This is a genomic window from Prevotella sp. Sow4_E9_plate (assembly GCF_052116205.1).
Taxonomy (GTDB): domain Bacteria; phylum Bacteroidota; class Bacteroidia; order Bacteroidales; family Bacteroidaceae; genus Prevotella.
In genome coordinates this window covers 24,503-38,305 of the sequence record NZ_JBQKLN010000009.1, presented here as the reverse complement: position 1 = coordinate 38,305, position 13,803 = coordinate 24,503, and the positions used below count along the sequence as shown (strand labels likewise).

15 protein-coding genes are annotated in these 13,803 nt (G+C 44.8%); all 15 read right to left on the bottom strand.

Annotated elements, in window-relative coordinates; translation table 11 throughout:
• Positions 1-28: 28 nt before the first annotated feature.
• The 15 genes from ACTQ53_RS05325 to ACTQ53_RS05255 all read right to left on the bottom strand — a co-directional run bounded on the left by ACTQ53_RS05325 (position 29) and on the right by ACTQ53_RS05255 (position 13,776).
• The gene (locus ACTQ53_RS05325) at positions 29-676 is read right to left on the bottom strand and encodes a DUF1566 domain-containing protein (RefSeq protein ID WP_441932326.1); all 648 of its coding nucleotides are present in this window, start codon (positions 674-676) and stop codon (positions 29-31) included.
• 5 nt (positions 677-681) lie between these two features.
• On the bottom strand, positions 682-1,197 hold the full coding sequence (locus ACTQ53_RS05320; protein ID WP_153113199.1) for a hypothetical protein: 516 nt from the start codon (positions 1,195-1,197) through the stop codon (positions 682-684).
• 4 nt (positions 1,198-1,201) lie between these two features.
• On the bottom strand, positions 1,202-2,053 hold the full coding sequence (traN, locus tag ACTQ53_RS05315; protein WP_441932324.1) for a conjugative transposon protein TraN: 852 nt from the start codon (positions 2,051-2,053) through the stop codon (positions 1,202-1,204).
• Between the two features lie 15 nt (positions 2,054-2,068).
• Entirely contained in the window at positions 2,069-3,268 is a 1,200-nt protein-coding gene (gene traM, locus ACTQ53_RS05310; RefSeq protein ID WP_203041465.1) for a conjugative transposon protein TraM, read from the bottom strand.
• Positions 3,246-3,668, bottom strand: coding sequence for a hypothetical protein (locus tag ACTQ53_RS05305; protein WP_441932322.1), 423 nt, complete (start codon positions 3,666-3,668; stop codon positions 3,246-3,248). The genes traM and ACTQ53_RS05305 overlap by 23 nt, the downstream gene beginning before the upstream one ends.
• A gap of 1 nt (position 3,669) precedes the next feature.
• Entirely contained in the window at positions 3,670-4,284 is a 615-nt protein-coding gene (traK, locus tag ACTQ53_RS05300; protein ID WP_118079520.1) for a conjugative transposon protein TraK, read from the bottom strand.
• 28 nt (positions 4,285-4,312) lie between these two features.
• Positions 4,313-5,443: a hypothetical protein gene (locus tag ACTQ53_RS05295; protein ID WP_118191485.1), complete on the bottom strand. Its 1,131-nt coding sequence runs from the start codon at positions 5,441-5,443 to the stop codon at positions 4,313-4,315.
• Between the two features lie 3 nt (positions 5,444-5,446).
• Positions 5,447-6,226 carry a DUF5045 domain-containing protein gene (locus ACTQ53_RS05290; protein ID WP_441932320.1) on the bottom strand — a complete coding sequence of 260 codons (780 nt, stop codon included), beginning with the start codon at positions 6,224-6,226 and terminating at the stop codon, positions 5,447-5,449.
• 25 nt (positions 6,227-6,251) lie between these two features.
• Positions 6,252-6,995 (bottom strand): hypothetical protein, encoded by a 744-nt coding sequence (locus ACTQ53_RS05285; RefSeq protein WP_295400006.1) that lies wholly within the window; start codon positions 6,993-6,995, stop codon positions 6,252-6,254.
• Positions 6,973-9,534 carry a hypothetical protein gene (locus ACTQ53_RS05280; protein WP_441932318.1) on the bottom strand — a complete coding sequence of 854 codons (2,562 nt, stop codon included), beginning with the start codon at positions 9,532-9,534 and terminating at the stop codon, positions 6,973-6,975. The genes ACTQ53_RS05285 and ACTQ53_RS05280 overlap by 23 nt, the downstream gene beginning before the upstream one ends.
• A gap of 27 nt (positions 9,535-9,561) precedes the next feature.
• Positions 9,562-12,132, bottom strand: a complete 2,571-nt coding sequence (locus tag ACTQ53_RS05275; protein WP_441932317.1) for a TraG family conjugative transposon ATPase — start codon at positions 12,130-12,132, stop codon at positions 9,562-9,564.
• A 121-nt stretch (positions 12,133-12,253) separates the two neighbouring features.
• Positions 12,254-12,556 (bottom strand): DUF4133 domain-containing protein, encoded by a 303-nt coding sequence (locus tag ACTQ53_RS05270; protein WP_228113653.1) that lies wholly within the window; start codon positions 12,554-12,556, stop codon positions 12,254-12,256.
• 29 nt (positions 12,557-12,585) lie between these two features.
• On the bottom strand, positions 12,586-12,942 hold the full coding sequence (locus ACTQ53_RS05265; protein ID WP_334667567.1) for a DUF4134 domain-containing protein: 357 nt from the start codon (positions 12,940-12,942) through the stop codon (positions 12,586-12,588).
• An 86-nt stretch (positions 12,943-13,028) separates the two neighbouring features.
• The gene (locus ACTQ53_RS05260; protein ID WP_181976460.1) at positions 13,029-13,340 is read right to left on the bottom strand and encodes a DUF4134 domain-containing protein; all 312 of its coding nucleotides are present in this window, start codon (positions 13,338-13,340) and stop codon (positions 13,029-13,031) included.
• Between the two features lie 22 nt (positions 13,341-13,362).
• Positions 13,363-13,776 carry a hypothetical protein gene (locus tag ACTQ53_RS05255; RefSeq protein WP_238405100.1) on the bottom strand — a complete coding sequence of 138 codons (414 nt, stop codon included), beginning with the start codon at positions 13,774-13,776 and terminating at the stop codon, positions 13,363-13,365.
• Between the last annotated feature and the right edge of the window lie 27 nt (positions 13,777-13,803).

Below are 13,803 nucleotides of genomic sequence, written 5' to 3'. Positions count from 1 at the left end.
ATTCTTGTGTTATAGTGAATATTTAATGCTAATTATATAAAGTGATGATAGGACGGACTTTATGTGCTTGCGTTTTTGGTGTTTCTTGAATTGCTCCTGAGGCTAACGAGTATAACCAGGCTTTGGCTGTTTCCTGGTCTTTAACCTCTGTCGATGTCCAATACCAACACTCATCCGGATTGTCTGGAATCACATCGCCTCCGCACTTGCGAATATACGTATTAACCGCACTACGTGCTTGATACAAGAGTTTTATCTGAGCAACTGAAGGGATGTAGGCACTCTGACCATATTGCCACATGTCAAAAACTGCTGAAGCTGCAGGCGAAGTTCCAGTGGAATACATAGCATGAGTATTGCCATTGCCATCAAATGCAGCAATATCAGCTGATGTGTTATGCTTCATTCCGAGAGAGTCAGAATAGGCAAACGGTTCAATGTCCTTTAGATAGACAGCATAGCCTGTGCCTTGTATGTTCTCGTTCTGATTCACATAGAACACCACAGCAATAGGAGTCTTGTTTTGGGACTTAACTTCCTCGAATCTTACGACTTTGCCATCTGTACAGAGGATATCGCAGGTCTTCATTGCCGTATCAGGAAAGTCTCGATGCTCATCGCATGAGGCAAATGCTACTGCCATGAGAGTAGTACAAATGATATTTAGTATCTTCATTGTTGCTATTTCTTTAATGTGGGTATCTTGAATCCTATCACGATGCCAGTGCGAAACAAGTCTTCCCGTTTGGGAAGAGTGAGGTCACATTTGGCTTGAACAAACAATCCCCATCCGTGACGAAGGGCAACGTTATGCTCGTAACCGACATGCAAGCCACCAACAAACTTGTCTGTGTCACTGCCAGCACTTGCGCCAATACGGAGGTTTCCGTAGTTGTTCCTTCCTCTTGCCACACAAGGCTTGTAGGCAGCACCTATTCCCCATGTACGGTAGTTGTTCCAAAATGACTCTGGACAGACGTGTCCGCATGATGCACATTCATCCCATTTGATGTAGCCGTTGATGAAGTACTCCCATGCATTGTGATAGCGTGTTTCATGTTCCCATGAGATTGTGGCATCCAAACCTCTCTGATACAAAGCACCTACACCTACGGATATGCGGTCGCTATGGCTCTGGGCGAATGATGAGACTGATACGCACAGTCCCATCATCAATGACAATATGTATTTCTTCATCGTCTTATTCCTCCATCATTAAATATGAATTGAATGAGTCGGCATACAGAACATCTTCGTAGTCTATATCCAGATTGATAGTTCTTCCGCTAATCTGCTTCTCTGAAATCTCGATAGTCAGCACCTTGTCGTTAGGGAATGTCATCTTTTTGAGCACAAGAACGTTTCTATAACCATACTTGAAAGTCTTGGACTGGTCAAGCACCATAGCTGGCGTAAGCTCAATCATCTGGGCATTAGTTGCCTTGGAAACCTTCTTGTCATTCAGTTTGATACGCATCTCATCAATGTCAAAGCGGATATTGGTACGGTTCTCAATGCTGAAATCAATGAAGAAGTATTCTCCAACAGAGTAGATGTTGTTCAACCTCATGGTCATTCTGTGCTGCTTGGTGCTCACGTTTCGTATTCTTGCCGGTGAGTTCCATATCTTTCGGGCATATCTGGTCATATCCTCAGTACTCATTGATACAGAAGGATTATGGTATGGAATCTTCTCAGAGGCAAGAATCTGTTTGTCTGTGACTGCTTCCTGCATTCGTGTAGTGTATATCAGAGCATACTGGGTTCTGTAACGCTCGGTAACTATCGTCACTATAGCAAGGATGTCACCATCGGCATGTACGGCTGCACCTTCCTTGGGTTTCAGACGGATGGTATTGTTGATTGGCTGGTCGCCGACCACTGCATCCGTAGAAATATCAACGAAGCGTACTGGCTCAGAGGCGGTAATGACTGTTGTGACATTCTCATTGATGGTTAGCTGCTCCATTTCCTGATACGTCTGTTGTGCCATGGATGGGAGAGAGGCTAATGCGCATACTACCAATGCGCAGAATTTCTTGATAGTCTTCATATTCGTATATGTTTATTATTTATCTTTCTGGTTTGAACGTGAATTGATGAGATACACAAAGGTTCCATATTTCAGCTTGGCTGAGTTCTTCTTGATGGCCTTGCTGATGGCGTTGCTTGTCTTCTGAACGGCATTGGTAACGGCTTGTGCACCCCAGGATGCCAGATTGCCACCTCCAGTAGATGTACTGTTGGTAAGGGTTGAAGTATTGCTCAAAGCACCGCTACCAACATCTTTTGTGGTCTCTCTGAACTGGCTGCTTGGTACATATAATCCTTCAAGTCCGTCGGTATCATAGAGCGAAAGGTTTACCTTGACGATGTCATCATCTACCATGATACTCTTGACTGTGCCCTTGACACGCTGTGAACCGAAGCCGCTCATGGTGGCATAGATGTAGGAGCCTTTATGAATGACCGTTTCATTGATGACAATATCATCGAGCAGACGAAGTCGTACTCTTGATCCATCCACCGCCTTGATGTTCTCGTCTATGATAGCCTTGATAAGTCCAGCTTCCTTGTCATTATCACACAGGGTGTTGAAGTAGTCGGAAGTAACCTTGACCTTCTTGACGACCTCATGCGGTTCATCATCGGTCTTCTTCTTTTCCGGAATTTCAACCTTTCCTTCCTTGACATCGCCCGTTTTGGCAGTTACTTCGGCCTGCATGGATGGGGTAGAGACCTGCTGAGCCTGAATCCTTGCCTGGGCAATGGCTCGATTGAGTTCTTCCATCGCCTCCTGCTCACGCTGTTTGCCACGAGCTAAGCGATCATTTTCTGCAGAATTGTTGCCTTTGGCGATTTCCTGGCCTTTCTGTGCGCTCTCCTGTAGCTGCCTTTGCATCTCAGAGAGTTTCTCGGCTTCCTGGGCTTCCACCTGTTTACGTTCTTCATCTGAGTACTTTGTATCATACTCTTCCTTGGTATCTTCTTCATTGCGTTCAATGTTTCCTACTGCTGAATAATCGTCTATCTTACCGTATGATTTGAGCATACTCTCATACTTGTTACCAATACCGTCTCCCTTCATTTTGGCATCAGGCAGGTCTGGATTAAGATACTCGGTCGTAGTGAGACCATCAGGAATCTCAGCCTTCTCCGTATGAAAGAGGTCAATGACGAAGTAGCCGACAAACAACAGAGGGAAGTAAATGATAAGCGGTATCATATACTTGGGCTGTTTCCAGTTAATCTTTTTCAATGCGTCCATCGTTATCTATCTTTTCGTTATTATTCTTTTGATTATCTCTATTCATGGCAGGATGCGTGGTGTAGGCATTTTCAACAGCTTTCCAGACTTTGCTGTGTCGCAGACGCAACATCTGCTCTTGCCTTTCCGTAGCACTTTGTCTTGACTGTTGATGACTATACACCACTACCAACCTGTAGATGTTCAGACCAAAACAGAAGATTATGAAACCAAATACAAGGTAGAGGAACAACAGTTTATGGTCATTAGCAAACAGTTGTACCTTGGCTGCAAGCACATCAAGCTTCATCGTCTTGGCAAACTTGCGTCCTGCCTGCACCTCAGTCTCATATCTCTGACGATATTGAGGATCATCTTTGTCTGGCATCTTTTCACCGATAAATATATTCTTCCATCCCATATCAATATGTCAGTTTGGTCTTTTGTTCTATATCCTTATTGAGAAGGGTTCTCCAGTTGGTGATGAGCAAACCATGTGGGTTATTGTCGGTTCGGGGAACACGCTTCAAATGACCTGCCGTCACAAGTTCTCTGGTAAGAATGCTTGTGCGTCGCTCAATACGCTGTCTGCCATAGTAGGTGAACTCCATCTTCTCCTTGTCGAACTTGATACTGTCACAGAAGATACTGAATACGGCACTCGTACCCATGATGTTTGAGTAGAAGCCTTTCTCCTTTAATGTATTGTACTGCGCAAGACCCGTTTCATCGACCAGATACATGGCTTTATCCATTGTATATTTGATGTACTTGTCATCTGGCGCAAGAGTGAAGAAGTAATGGTGGAACATCTCCACATGACTCTTTGCTTCCACATCGAGCGTTTCTTCCATGGTGCTGCGCTGTACGAGAATAGGAACATTGCCATCCAACACGTACACTTTCTGATGAGCATCTGAAACCATTTGCTTGGCTGTCCAAATGCTGGAGATACAGATGATGATGCAGCCCACAAGGAAGAGTGAGCAGATAATCATCACCAACTTGATTTTGTTTTCGAGATTCTTTATTACCATACCTTATTATATATGTATTATTTGCTGTTTACATCACTTTACTAATCATGCCCTGGGTTGAAATCTTGGCTTGCTGTGCCACACCTTCACCGAAGTTTCGGGTAGAGAATGCTGTGTCGCCCTCAGGAATCATCCATGCAGCAAGGTCTGGAACGAGGTTCAGACATTTTAATGCTACAATGCTTGCTGCCATCAGATAACCGGCTGAGAAGAACGAGTTCTGCAGATATGCTGCCATCGTCTGCTCACTTTCCGTAATGGCTGTAAGGTTCTCCACCTGAATGCAGAGCACTATATCAAAGAGTAAAAGGACATAAAAGCCCACGAAGTATAGCATTGCTCCATAGAAATGTACCGTGAGATAACGTATCAGCCACTTTGCCCAGGCTCCTTCCCATTTCGGCAAGAGAGAGAATGCCCATTGTATCGGACCGAATATCGTCAGCATACCCAGGAGTATCTGTTGGCAATAGATAGTTGCCCACCAGCCTATACGGAAGACTATCAATGCTATGAGCATAATCACCTTGTCTATGCCTACCACCGCACCAGCTGTGAGTGATGTGAACCAGAGCTTCGAAGCATCAGTTTCCATGTTTGTCACTTCATCCACACCAGCCTGTTCCATGGTGGACTCTATTAGGTTTGGATCCGATGTGCCAGAATGGGCTACGTCAGCCTGGGCTTGTAATGAGTTATAAAGAGTATCACGTGTATAGATGAGCTCCTGGACTTCTTCAAACTTATCCTCAATCTGTGCGGACTCAGCTTCATACAAGTCGTGGGTGTATGAACCTATGCAGTTAGGGATATAGGAGAGAAAGTCAAGTACACACCAGCTGCTGCCGTTGTTTGTAATGCCGGTATCTGCAGGTGGGTACCACCAACAGAGGATGACACTGACCACAAGAGGCTTGAACAGCTTCATGATGTCTATCGGCTCATGCTTTACCATCATCTTGTAGGCCATACTGCCAGCTACGACTATCGAGAACAGCGCAGCCAGAGCCATACACATCTGCAATATCCACCAAAACGGACCTTGTGAGCCTGTGAACGTGGCATCACAAAGGAACTCGTTGGTCTGGAAAATCACATCATCAATCTCCTGTTCGAGGATCTTGATACCGAAATCGGAAAGGATGTTTGAATCTGCCATGTTTTATTGTCTTACTATGTTATTTTCGTCGGAGTCATCAGTTCCTGAGCCTCCGGAGTTATTTCCTATATTCTTTTTGCCTGCTTCACGCCATCGGCTGATTGCTGATGATGCGTGGCTGGCCACATTGTTTCTTCTTTCAAGTCGAGCAGCAAGCAAGGAGGAGGTCTTTCTCTTGTTGCTTAGTTGGACTAAAAAGGAGATAAGTGTCTCATTCTGTTTGGTAATGTCATCATAGATGGCAAGATACTGCTGCTTGCGCTGGGCATTAGGCATATAGGCATCCTGCATCTCCTTGATGGCGGTCTTATACATCTTGTAGTATTCTGTCCATCGTGTTTTGTCAGAAACAGAACCACCAGCGCTTACTATTCGGTCAATATTCGCCTGAAAGTCCGAGAGCTTGGAGTTGATCTTGTTTCCTTCTGCAAGCCAGGCAATGTCAATCTGCCGGTCTGCAATGTTGAGTGCTTCGATTTCTGCTCGTTGGGTAAGGGAAGCTTTGATGCTGTCTGCAACATCCACCTGCTGGTATGCAGAGACTCCTGCCATGGTTCTGAAAAACTGCTTGTTCTTTTTTGCTGCAGACTTCTGATAGCTGTTGTGTAAGGCATCATAATAGAATGCAGGAGTGAGACCACCGGTACCAATCTCCTGAACCGTAATCTGATTCATCTTGGCTGCATCATGGTTGTAACTCACATAGCCTTGGGCTGATGCGTCAAAGCATAACGTCAAGCCACATAGACAAAGTGCTGTCCGTGAAGAGATTAAATGTTTCATATTCATTGAGTTTTTATTTATAATCCTAATAGCCTAAATATCCTGCGCCTCTCCATCGTCCAAAGGCATCACTTATGATTTCCTCCTTGCTCTTGGCACGGTACACCTGCTTTTTCCAATAGCCTATTCTCACTTGGATATATCTCCATGTTTCAAAGTATGCCTTGTTGAGATGCTTGTTGATGTTGTCGAGCGAGTTGTTGATGTTTGTAAGAATGAGAAGCAAGTCTGACGTTGAACATGCCGCAGCTCCAGTAGCATATAGCAGCAAATCACTTACAGACCTATAGAGATTGTCGCCTTCATCTGCAATCTTAGCCAAAGCCTTGGTGTTGATGGTGATGATCAGCGTATCGGTACTCATGATGTTTCCTCTTTCCAGGCATTTCTTCCTGAAATCATTTAGCATCTTTCTATAGTCACCGACTTTGTCACTCACATTCTCATAGGTGCTGTACACATTGAGACTGGTGCGGAGTGACTGGTACAGAATGTCAATCACATCAAATGCCCTGGTGTACTTATCCAGTTCCTTGTTGATGTCTCTGAAGCCTAAGTTGGCATCGCCGCTATAGTCATGCAGCAGTTTATTGCTTGCCTCCAAGGTGGAACGCACAAGCAGCAGACTGCGCTGTTGCTTGTGATCTTTGATATAGGCCTCGATAGAAACTGCATCAAAACCCACCTGAGCCTTTGCTACCGAAGGCAAAAGAGTAAACAGACAAATGAGTATTGTCAATATCTTGCTATTCACTGTTTTCTTCTTCATCGTCATCATATTTTCCGTTATAACTATCTGAATGTCCGCTATCAGCTGCATGTCGCAACCATCGTTTCCTGCACTTTTCTATGAGCGTCAGTCTTCTGCCTTGCTCGTCATTCAGTGGGGGAGCGACACTCCTCAGAATGTCTATGATGGAATGCTTGTAATGCATCATCTTCTCCAATGACACCAGATCGGCAAATATCTTGGTGAGACGGCTGTCTATCTGACGTGCAATCTCCAGTCGGTCACTTGACCAGAGCAAATGATAAGTATCATCCGTATTGTCTGATTCCACAGGGCTACTCTTGGCATATTCAACCGTAGGGTCACAGTCTGGATAGTCACGGGCTATCTCAGCAAGTTTGGCATTCACTTCGGCTGCTTTCTCCTCATCGGTTTTAGCAGGATCGAGGTTTACTACAGCCACAACTTGCGTATCGCTATATTCCGTGGTCAGAGTCCATGAAATCTGCACGATGGCACGGTGTATCTTGATGCCCATGAAGTACTTAGGCTTTCTTGCTATTGAAACTGTTGCCTTGAAAGTAATGACACCATTGATATTCGGCATGGAAGCAGTACGAACGAAAGTATTACCTTCCCAAGCCCCCGAACCATTCCAACTGAGATTATAGGCAGTCTTGCAATCTTGCATGATGGCCGGAATGCGGTAATAATCGTCTGTCACGGCATTTTCTCCATCAATAGCCTCTTGCTTTGCCTTTTGGTACTGGGCAAGTTCTGATTCGGCTTTGCTCTTATCTGACTTCAATGCTGTTATACGGTCTTTGTTGGCATTGTACTGTTGACGATACCTCGCTGCATCATTCACATTTGAATTCTTGATTCTTCTCAGAAGTTCCGTATTCTCTGCCTCCAAGTTTGTGATTTCAGACTGTAGAGAAGCTATTTTCCTCTCTGTTTCAGCAATTTTGGAATCAATCTCAGAAGTGTTGACGCTTTCATGAGTGACACTCGTGGCCATGGCACACTGCTTGGTGTGACCATTCACGCTACCTCCGCAACTCGAACACTTGTATTGGGTTGATGCTTCACCAAGTTTGGTACCGCCATGGCAGGTAACACTGATAGTTGCTGTTTCACATCCTGCAATCTTCTTGGCATCGGTTGTCTGATAGTATCTCTTTGCATCACTTGAAAGATAGTAGGTGTAACCTTCCTCGTTATCATTGAGTTCTTTCAGTCGTGCATTCAATCCGGCTTTGAACGTGTTCATGTCCATTGTGTAGGAATCAAAGACATCCTCAAAGGCAACTTCCTTTTTGTACCAGCTCTTTGAAACATGAATCTCGTAAGCATAGGCTTTAGCATATTGACCACTTTTCTTCTTGCTGAGAATATAGCCTGACATATAGTAGGTTATGCTATAATTGAAGCCGTCGTTTGAGTTGTTATGCTGCAGAACATCACTTCGACTCCATCCAGCATGGCTTTCTGAGTTTCTCAATGCTGCTTCTCTTTCTGCCGATGTTGGAGTATAGTTTTTGTCCTTTGTGCTGATACGATACCAGTGATCACCTTTGATGATGGCATCATTGTCTGTAGGTGGATAGTAGTCGCACAGCTTCACATTACCGGCATCAACTCTATAGATATACCATCGCTGGGTGTAGTATTGTCCCATTCCTTCACGGGCATAGTCTGTTACCCAAGAGGTCAGATTGTAGTTCGATAAAGAGAAGAGATTTGCAATGCTGTCCCTTCCTCCAACAAACTGCAAGAGCGTATTGCCTGCATTTGCAGACAGACTGTTGTAGAGTCCATACACATTTTCTGCAATCTCAATGACGCTGCTTGTCTTATCCATCATCGTACCACTGAAACTACTGTTGCCAAGGATTGAGCCTACAGCATTACCAGCTCCAGCAGAAGCAAGGTTGACTCCCATGGCATACAGGTTGTCTATGTCTTCCTTCAGATTCTCCTTCGTAAAGTTGGAACCGAACCCGGAAAAGTTGTCAAACATCGCTTCCCAATCCACGTTGCCCAACTCCGAGAGTTTCAGAATAGCCGCCAATTCCTGGTTGATCTCCAGAAATGCAATATCCTTGAACGAGAGGGTGCTGTTGGTGACGATTGACTCAAACTGATAGCAGAGAGTCTTGGTCTCTTCACATACCTTATATAAATAGCTTCCCCAGTAGAGAGCATTCTGTGGACTTTTAAGCATCATTCCAGCTACAGTCCATATCTTCGGCATGATCTTGGCCGACACCATGTTGTAGATACGGCGGTAATAGTAGTTCTCCGTCGAACTTGTCCATAGTCCCAGATGGGTGAGGGCTTTGCGGTCAAGGAACTTGGATGTGAAGATTCCTGCCGCTGCCACCTCTGCCGCCTGATAGTGTTCACGTATCTTGGCTACCTGTTCGGCATAATACGCCTCAGTAGCTGCCTCTGTTGCAAAAGCGGCTGTCATTGCTTCTACAGTGCGCTTGTCATAGTTAACACTGTAGTACTGTGCCATCGTAGGTACTACGGCACAGAGATTGAGAGTAAGTATTATCAGATAGCGTTTCATTGTTTGAATATTATCGTTTATGACTTGTTACATATACTCATCAAATTTCCTCTTGGGTTTGAGGTTCAGCACATGACCAGTCTGGTTCACCTTCTGGGCAAATGGCAGGGATTTGGTGATTCCTGACAGTTCCCAATCTCGGCAATAGGCTTCGATGGCATGCTGATGGTCGCATTTCAACTCTTTCTTGTAGAGTTTCAGAGCTTCCTTTTCTGCTCGCTCGGTGGTATAAGTCATATAGCACTCATGAGGTTCTTCTACACCAAACACGCCTCCAACACTTCCTCTGCGGATAAAGACTTCTCGGAAGAAGCTTCTGCCTTCCTTGTTTTCAAGGCGGTTGATGGTGAAGATCTTCTTGCAGTCCACATCTGTCAAACCCAGGATTGCCTTGATTTCGTCGAAGCGTTCTCGGAACTTGCTCTGGTCAAGCAGCATCACCACATCAGAGTTGTTGATGATAGCCTCTTTCACGATAGGACTTCCAACAATGTCCTGGATCTCCTGAGTAACCACACCCACCGAAGCCCAGAACTTACGAGCTGTCTTGTAGAGGTATTTGATGTACTCTGCCATCATTGGCGAAGCAATGGCTTTCCAAGCCTCTTCAATGACAAGCACCTTGCGGTTCTTCTTGATACGCATCTTCTGGATGAAAACGTCCATGATAATAAGTGTAACAAGAGGGAAAAGGAGAGGGTCATCCTTGATGGAGTCAATCTCAAAGACGATGAAGGTCTCATCAAACAGCTTTGTGTCGAGGTTCTCATTGAGTGTAAGCTCATGACTACCACCCTTGTAGAAGTCCTTCAGCAGATAGTTGTAGGATGCAAGGTCGATTCCTGCCAGGTTGTTCTCCTTTATAATCTGAGGAATACGGACTGTACTGTACTCATAGAATGTGTTGAACGACAGGTTCTCTATTTGTTTCTTCATGAAGTATTCATCGAAGTATTCCGTGATAACCTGCTCTATGAGACGGTCTTCCGTCTTGGTGACTTCACCTTGGGTTCCTTTCCAGATGAGCATGACCAGATTTTTCAGGAAGCCTATCTTCTCGATGTTCAACTCCTCACGCTTGATGGCAAAAGGGTTCATTGTGATAGGATGCTCGTCTGTATAGCTGATGTACTTGCCACCGACATACTCACAGAGTCCTTCGTATGAATTACCGGTATCAACCATCACTACGTCGGTGTTCTGTTCCCACATCTGACGGACTACACTATTCATGTGGAAGGACTTACCACTTCCCGAAGGACCGAGGCAGAAGAAATTGGAGTTGTCCGTTATCTTGTTCTTTCCTTCCTTACCGCTGATGTCGATTGCCACTGGCACACCTTGGCGGTCTGTATAGTAAATCTTCAACGGCGTTTCCTCACTATGTTGAATGCGCTCTTTGTACATGAGACAGGCTGCTGCATCACTGAGAGTCAGGAATCGGTCATACTCTGGGTTGGTGGAGTAGCAATTACCAGGGAATGAGTTGACAAAAAGCTCCAGCTGGTTGTAGGCTCTTTTGCTGATATGAATGCCCAATCGGCCAAAGGAGTTCTCCAGATGGTTGGTACATTTCTGAATATCAGCATCTATAGGTACTTCAACGACAAGGTTGAAGTGAGCATATACCAACTGTTTGTTTTCTCTTGCTATCACATCCTGCACCTTCTTGATGTCCTCCACGGCTATCTGGTTGCTTGGATTTGGCATACTGGCATGACGGTTTTTCTTCTTGTCGAGTAGGGAGAGTTCTCTTTTCTGGTTAGGAATGAAGAACATCTGGTTATACACAACTACATCGGCAGATGGGATGCTGTCAACCAATGATACCATATCCACTGGCATTGAAACATTATTCACCTCAATGTTTGTGAAAGGACGGACTATAGATGGTGTGCTGACACAGTCAACATCAACAAGACTATAGACCTTGCATCGTTTGTTGCCCATACAGATAGACTCTTCATCGACTTTGAAGTTGGTCATAGACACAACCTTGTCATTGAAGTTCATGGAGAAATAGCGGTCAACGTATTCACGAGCCGTATTTCCGTCCAGGTAGGAGGCTTCCACTCCGGAGTCTTTCAACTGGTCTTTGACTTTTCGGATCTTCACCACAAAGTCACGCCATTTCTTGCTGTCAAAAGAGAAAATACGACTTTTCTTATTCTCCTGGGTGATAATCAGATAAGTCTGGCTATCGGTATAGGAACGTCCATTGAAATAATTGAAGTAAGACTCCGACAAAAACTCATGGTTGTCATTGCTCTCATCCTGGAACTGCTTGCGCACGAAGACATCCTGCTTATGAATGGCATAGCCTTCACCGAGGGTCTGGGCAAGTGCGGTGACAAGATGATTGAACTCATAATAGCTGTCTATGTTTGCAGAATACTTCTGCACCGGGTTCTCCATCTTCAAGATGGCAGAATATTCGCCAGTCTTGGTGTAGAGCACGCCAATGCCATCCACATCCTCAACAGAGAAGTAGATGTCCTGAAAGATCTTCTTGCGTTTTCCTCCTGTTCCAAAGGCAGAGACTGAGATAGCCATGCCTATGAGTATTGCTACAAATGCTATGATTACATATATGATCATTGTTATTTGCTCTTTTATCAAATGAAGATAGGCTCATCCTTGCGAGAGGGTGAGCCTACCGATTTACACTATTCAGATTTCAACATACTTGCTCATTTGTTTACGTTTGAATTTTGTTTGATTACATTCTATGCGAACAAGCATAGATGAACACACCATGCTCTTCCTTCTTGGTATGCAACCCTTTCTTCTGTTTGAAGAAGATGAGGGCAGCTCCCGAACAGAGGGAAACTGCAAGAACCACAAGACCAACCACAAAGCCGAGAATGCAATATGCTATGATAAAGCCGAGGATGGCTCCACCAACGGCACAGGCAGCCCAGGTGATATAGCGTCCCTGGAACCCCATGAATTCAAGGGGCTTCTGGAGTCCCTTGAACATGGGATAGCTTACGTACTGATTTTCGTTCACTTCTCCTGACATGATGTATTCTTTAATGCTTGAACGATAGATTAGAGGCCGAAGAATAAAGGCAGAGCCTGGGCTGCAGCAACGAGGAAGATACATGCGCCAACAACCATCATGATCTTCTTCTTGACATCCTGCTCCTCATTGTTCATAGCGATGTAAACGCTGATAGCACCCACAACGGCAACTACACCGGCAATGGCGTAGCAGAGCTTAACCACAAAAGGTACATACTTGGCAATCTCCTCCGTCACAGTTGCGAGGGCATCTGTTCCGGCAGTGTAATCACCAGCTGCGTTCTGTGCATAGGTCGCCAATGTTCCACAGAAAAGGAGCATGGCGAGCGTCTTCATACGCTTGGCACTGAAATGTTTTTTTGCGAAATTCTTGATTTTCTTCATTTGATTTCTTTTGATGTTACTTAAAAAAATTACACTCATTTATCTCTCCTGCAGGTTGAGATGTTTTGTTATCCTATCTTTTTACCTTATACTATATTATAACCGAAGAATGCAGGGAACAGGATAGTTGTACCTATCATGAAAAGGCAGGCTCCAATCAGCATCATGATGGATTTGGTTACGTCACCTTCGCCCGTATTCATCTTTATATAGATTTGTAAAGCTCCTATGATGGCTACGATGGCAGCTATGGCATACACCAGATAGACTACATAGAGCATCATTGTTACCGTAAAGTCATGAGCATTGCTCAGTGCGTCTGCTCCCCAGCTGTAATCGACACCACCGCATTTGGCAGATGCCAACATTGGCTGGAAGAGCATGACACCTATTAACATTATGGCAAACAAAAGATTGTGTTTACAGCTTATCTCTGGCATTCTTCTTTTCTATTTTTCGGGTGTTGTGCTTATTGTTGAGATTCTGCATAAACTCATCTGAGAGGTAACTGCATTGTGGCACTGGATCTATGTGCTCCAAAATCTCATCGTTCTTCTCGTTGAGTTCTTCGCTGGTCACGGTATGTGACTGTGGCTGCTGCGATTGCTCTTCACCAGAAGGAGGTTGCGGATAGGGTACGTTTCCTGTCGGGTTGACAACTCTGAGTCCATCATCCGTGATTTGCTCCGTGAAGGTCATGTCACCCTCGTCAGGACCCTCGTTGCGTTCTTCGATTGCAACTGGCTGTTCCTCATTGGTCAAATCACCTACATCATAGGTCTCTTCTTCTGTTTTCTTTTCATCCTTCTTTCCATGTAGGTCTAATGTGATCATTACTGCAAAGTACACTACATACACAAA

What these genes read in the sequence shown, in the direction of transcription:
- ACTQ53_RS05325 (WP_441932326.1), bottom strand. Translation starts at nt 676, where the DNA reads ATGAAGATACTAAATATCATTTGTACTACTCTCATGGCAGTAGCATTT.
- ACTQ53_RS05320 (WP_153113199.1), bottom strand. Translation starts at nt 1,197, where the DNA reads ATGAAGAAATACATATTGTCATTGATGATGGGACTGTGCGTATCAGTC.
- traN (WP_441932324.1), bottom strand. Translation starts at nt 2,053, where the DNA reads ATGAAGACTATCAAGAAATTCTGCGCATTGGTAGTATGCGCATTAGCC.
- traM (WP_203041465.1), bottom strand. Translation starts at nt 3,268, where the DNA reads ATGGACGCATTGAAAAAGATTAACTGGAAACAGCCCAAGTATATGATA.
- ACTQ53_RS05305 (WP_441932322.1), bottom strand. Translation starts at nt 3,668, where the DNA reads ATGGGATGGAAGAATATATTTATCGGTGAAAAGATGCCAGACAAAGAT.
- traK (WP_118079520.1), bottom strand. Translation starts at nt 4,284, where the DNA reads ATGGTAATAAAGAATCTCGAAAACAAAATCAAGTTGGTGATGATTATC.
- ACTQ53_RS05295 (WP_118191485.1), bottom strand. Translation starts at nt 5,443, where the DNA reads ATGGCAGATTCAAACATCCTTTCCGATTTCGGTATCAAGATCCTCGAA.
- ACTQ53_RS05290 (WP_441932320.1), bottom strand. Translation starts at nt 6,226, where the DNA reads ATGAAACATTTAATCTCTTCACGGACAGCACTTTGTCTATGTGGCTTG.
- ACTQ53_RS05285 (WP_295400006.1), bottom strand. Translation starts at nt 6,995, where the DNA reads ATGAAGAAGAAAACAGTGAATAGCAAGATATTGACAATACTCATTTGT.
- ACTQ53_RS05280 (WP_441932318.1), bottom strand. Translation starts at nt 9,534, where the DNA reads ATGAAACGCTATCTGATAATACTTACTCTCAATCTCTGTGCCGTAGTA.
- ACTQ53_RS05275 (WP_441932317.1), bottom strand. Translation starts at nt 12,132, where the DNA reads ATGATCATATATGTAATCATAGCATTTGTAGCAATACTCATAGGCATG.
- ACTQ53_RS05270 (WP_228113653.1), bottom strand. Translation starts at nt 12,556, where the DNA reads ATGTCAGGAGAAGTGAACGAAAATCAGTACGTAAGCTATCCCATGTTC.
- ACTQ53_RS05265 (WP_334667567.1), bottom strand. Translation starts at nt 12,942, where the DNA reads ATGAAGAAAATCAAGAATTTCGCAAAAAAACATTTCAGTGCCAAGCGT.
- ACTQ53_RS05260 (WP_181976460.1), bottom strand. Translation starts at nt 13,340, where the DNA reads ATGTTAATAGGTGTCATGCTCTTCCAGCCAATGTTGGCATCTGCCAAA.
- ACTQ53_RS05255 (WP_238405100.1), bottom strand. Translation starts at nt 13,776, where the DNA reads ATGATCACATTAGACCTACATGGAAAGAAGGATGAAAAGAAAACAGAA.